Consider the following 4,284-nt stretch of genomic DNA (forward strand, 5'->3'; position numbering starts at 1 on the left):
GCGCCCTCCCCGACGCTCGCGGCCCCCGACATCCCCCTCGCCAACGTCAAGGCGCACCTGTCGCAGCTGCAGTCCATCGCCTCGGCCAACGGCGGCAACCGCGCCCACGGCAGGCCCGGCTACAAGGCCTCCATCGACTACGTGAAGGCCAAGCTCGACGCGGCCGGATTCACCACCAGCGTCCAGCAGTTCACCTCCGGCGGCGGCACCGGCTACAACCTGGTCGCGGACTGGCCCGGCGGCGACCCCAACAAGGTCCTGATGGCGGGCGCCCACCTCGACAGCGTCTCCTCGGGCCCCGGCATCAACGACAACGGTTCGGGCTCGGCCGGCGTCCTGGAGACCGCGCTGGCCGTCTCGCGCGCCCAGCTCAAGCCGACCAAGCATCTGCGGTTCGCCTGGTGGGGCGCCGAGGAGCTGGGCATGGTCGGCTCGCGCTACTACGTCAACAACCTGCCGAGCGCCGAGCGTTCGAAGGTCAGCGGCTATCTGAACTTCGACATGATCGGCTCGCCGAACGCGGGCTACTTCGTCTACGACGACGATCCCACGATCGAGAAGACGTTCAAGGACTACTACGCGGGCCTGAACATCCAGACCGAGATCGAGACCGAGGGCGACGGCCGCTCCGACCACGCCCCGTTCAAGAACGTCGGCATCCCCGTCGGCGGTCTGTTCTCGGGCGCCGAGCGCGCCAAGTCCAGCGCGCAGGCCCAGAAGTGGGGCGGCACGGCGGGCCAGGCCTTCGACCGCTGCTACCACTCGTCCTGCGACACCACGTCGAACGTCAACGACACCGCGCTCGACCGCAACAGCGACGCCATCGCCTACGCGGTGTGGGCGCTGGGCACCGAGGCCACCGTGCCGCCCGGCGACGCGTACGAGAACACCACGGACGTCGCCATCCCGGACAACGGCGCCGCGGTGACCTCGACGGTGAACGTCACCGGACGCACCGGCAACGCCCCGGCCGCCCTGAAGGTGGGCGTCGACATCCGGCACACCTGGCGCGGCGACCTCGTCGTCGACCTGCTCGCGCCCGACGGCACGGCGTACCGCCTGAAGGACTCCAGCGGCAACGACTCGGCGGACGACGTCATCGCGACGTACACCGTCGACGCGTCCGCGAAGGCGGCCAACGGCGCCTGGAAGCTCCGCGTCCAGGACGTGGCCGCGCAGGACACCGGCTACATCAACAGCTGGAAGCTGACGTTCTGACACCCGGTCCAGCGGTGGGACGGGGGCGCGTCACGGCCCTCGTCCCGTCCGTCCCGCACCGGCTTGTGACGCGGGGCACTCGTGCCCGATCATGTCCACAAGTCAAGGCGGCCTCAAGCGTCCTGACGCTTCATCAGCCGAGTGCCGCCGAGGACGGACCGCCAGGAAGGAAGCCGCCGCCATGCCGGGCAAGACGTACGACCTCCACGCCCTGACGTGGGAGGTGAAGAACACCGCGGCCCAGGGCATGACCGACGCCCGGGACCTGAACCGGCTCACCGAACTCGTCCTCGACCGGCTCGGCTGCGCCACGGGCGCCGAGGCCTACGCCATGCTCTACGCCGACTGGCGCGCGCTGCCCACCGGGACGCTCATCTCCGGCATGCGCGCGGGCCAGGTGCTCACCATCCTGCCGATGCTGCGGTACGACGGGCAGCTTCCCGGCCACCAGCTCGACGAACTGCGCGACGCGGCCCGCGAGCACGGACCGGCGGACGCCCAGTGGCAGGCCATGATCACCACGGTGGGCAGCTCGTCCGGGATGCAGTACCCGACCGGCGAGAACCCCGCCGCGATGGAGGCCGACCTCGCGCGTCTGGAGCAGGCCCGCGGCACGCTGCCGCCGGGCAGTCCCCAGCGCGACGCGATCGATCTCCAGCACGCCGCCCTCCGGGCCCATCTCGCCCAACTCGGCGGCGGTGACGACGACTTCGACTCGGCCGTCGACGACATCGCCCGGCTGCGCGACTCGCCGATCCTCGACGACGGGCTGCGGCTCGCCGTCGACGGGCAGCTCGCCGCCTTCCGGGCGCAGCAGGCCGTACGGCGCGAGGACCCGGACGCGCTGGCCGAGCAGATCCGCCTCCAGGAGGCGGTCCTGGCGCGGCTGCCGATCGACCACATGGACCGCCTCGGCATGCAGTCCGCCCTCGACATCGACCGGAGCAACCTGGCGATCCTGCGCGCACGCCGCGACGGGGGCGTGCTGCCGCCCGTGACCGCGTCGGACCTGCCACCGATCGACGAGGTGCGCCGGCTGATCGCGGGGCTGCCGCGCAACGCGCGCGCCGACCGGCTCGTCGAGACCGGCACCAGCCGCCTGGCGCGCGCGTTCTTCGCCGACGCGCCCGATGACGTCGCCGACGCCATGGGCCTGTTGGACGAAGCGCTGGACCTCGTCGAACCCGACGACGACCGCTGGATGCGCGCCGCCTCCACGCTCGGCAACGCGCATCTCCTCCAGGGCCAGCGGGCGCGGGCGTCGCACGCGGAGCGCACCCACCATCGCGACCAGGGCATCTCCTGGCTCACCCACGCGCTGCGGCTGACCGAGGGCCCCGAGCACCCGCTGCGGGTCACCACGGGCATGTCGCTGGCGAGCGCCTATCGCGTACGCGGCGACGCGCACAAGCCCCACTCCCGCGCCAGGACGCTCAACCACGCCGAGGCCCGCCGCGTGGGCCTGGACGCGGTGCGGGCCGCGTCGTGGAGCGCCCTGCTCCAGTCCGGTACCGCGCACGCCGCGGAGAGCGCGCGCCGCGCCGGGGAGCGGGCGCTCGACGTGGCCCGCTGGTGCCTGGCCGACGGTGCGCTCGACGACGCCGTCCGCGCCCTGGACTCCGGGCGCGGCCTGGTGCTGCACGCGGCCACCGTGTCGGCCACGGTGCCCGACATGCTGGACGCCGTCGGCGCGGCCGCCCTCGCGGACGAGTGGCGGGCGGCGGGGGCCGTGGGGCCCGAGCTGGACCAGGAGGCGGCGCTCACCGGCCGGGCCGCGGCGTCGGGCCCGTCCAGCCGGCTGCGGCGGCGCGCCCTGGAGGCGCTCGTCACGTCGCCGGTGCGGCGGCGGATCCTCGACGTCCCCTCGCCCGGCGACATCGCTCACGCGCTGCGCGCCATGGGCACGACCGCGCTGGTCTATCTCGTACCGGCGGGCGACGGCGTCCCCGGCACGGCGCTGGTCGTCGCCGCCGACGGGACCGTGGGCGCGCTCGAACTGCCCGGACTCACCCTGGACGCGGTGCAGTTGACGCAGTATCACGCGCAGTCCGGGACCGTGCGCGACGCGGGCGGGCCGCCCACCGCTCCGCCGCCGCCCCCGGCGGCCCCCGCCGCGCCGCCGGACGGCGGCCGGGCGCTGGAGCGGCTCTGCGACTGGGCGGGCAGCACGGTGATGGGCCCGCTCCTGGACCGGCTGCCGCGCGGTTACGGCACGGCACCCACCGTGGCGCTCGTCCCCATGGGCGAGCTGGGCGTGGTGCCCTGGCACGCCGCACGGCTGCCCGGACGGCGTGGCACGCGGGTGTACGCCTGTCAGCAGGCGCAGATCTCCGCCGTCCCGTCGGCCCGGATGCTGTGCGAGGTGGCCGCGCGGCCCGCCGCGGGCGCCGGTACGCGCGACGCCCTCGTCGTCGGGGACCCGACCCAGGACCTGCACCACGCGGGCGAGGAGGCGGCGGCCGTCCACCGCGCCTTCCACCCCGGCGGCGAACTCCTCGGCCCCGGCACGGCGACGCCCGCCGCGGTGCGGTCGTGGCTGCGGCGCCAGCGCGGCGGCACGCTGCACCTCGCCTGCCACGGCGTGGTCCGGCACGGCGGGCGCCACAGCTCCCATCTCGTGCTCTCCGGTGGCGAGTTGACCGCGGAGGAGCTGACCGAGGGGACGCCCGGCTACCGGGATCTCGAACTGGTGCTCCTCGCGGCGTGCCGCACCCATGTGTCCGGGCGCGGCTACGACGAGGCGTACAGCCTGGCCACGGCGTTCCTCGTGGCGGGCGCCCGCTCGGTGATCGGTTCGATGTGGCCGGTGCCGGACGAGGCGACGTCACTCCTGATGTACATGACGCACCACTACCTGCACACGGACGGCCTCCCCCCGGGCCAGGCCCTGCGCCGCGCGCAACTGTGGATGCTCAACGACTCCCGTCGGCCCCCACCGGGCATGCCCCCGCGCCTCCACGCCCAACTCCCCCGCATCAAGAGCACGGACCTGACGGCCTGGGCAGGCTTCACCCACTTGGGCTGGTGACAGCCACTGGCCCCGCTGCCGTGGGCAGGCGTTCCGCA

Annotated in this window: 2 protein-coding genes; both read left to right on the top strand. The window is 74.2% G+C overall.

From position 1 onward, the window contains the following. Window positions 1-1,218: M28 family metallopeptidase (locus tag AOK22_RS02475; RefSeq protein WP_055696861.1), on the top strand; the 1,218-nt coding region annotated here is incomplete at its 5' end. Window positions 1,219-1,399: 181 nt separating this feature from the next. Beyond that, window positions 1,400-4,246, top strand: a complete 2,847-nt coding sequence (locus AOK22_RS02480; RefSeq protein ID WP_055696862.1) for a CHAT domain-containing protein — start codon at window positions 1,400-1,402, stop codon at window positions 4,244-4,246. Window positions 4,247-4,284: the final 38 nt, after the last annotated feature.

The sequence above is a fragment of the Streptomyces silaceus genome, from assembly GCF_001419745.1.
GTDB classification, from domain to species: Bacteria; Actinomycetota; Actinomycetes; order Streptomycetales; family Streptomycetaceae; genus Streptomyces; species Streptomyces silaceus.